The sequence below is a fragment of the Guyparkeria halopsychrophila genome (assembly GCF_044582135.1).
Lineage (GTDB): Bacteria > Pseudomonadota > Gammaproteobacteria > Halothiobacillales > Halothiobacillaceae > Guyparkeria.
Map to the genome: position 1 here is coordinate 1 of NZ_JBDODP010000078.1, position 274 is coordinate 274.

1 protein-coding gene is annotated in these 274 nt (G+C 69.7%); it reads right to left on the bottom strand.

The window, feature by feature from the left end; translation table 11 throughout:
* Positions 1-274: hypothetical protein (locus tag ABGV18_RS11565; RefSeq protein ID WP_396586157.1), on the bottom strand; the 274-nt coding region annotated here is incomplete at both ends.

Sequence of the window (274 nt, forward strand, 5' to 3'; positions counted from 1 at the left end):
CCAGCCCGGCGGAGATCCCTCTCCAGAGCAGCCCCATGGGCGACCAGTCGACCAGCAAGGCAGAGACCCCGCCGATGCCGCCGGAAAAGGCCTCCTTGATGCGCCCCCAGATCCGCCCGGCCATGCCGACCAGCGCATCCCAGGCGGTGGAGAGCCAGCCGGATACCGTGTCCCAGTGCTTGTAGACTTGGTAGGCGGCGATGGCGATGCCCGTAAGCACCAGGCCGACCGGGTTGAGCAGTAGGGCGCGGCCCAGCACCAGGGCGGCCTTGCC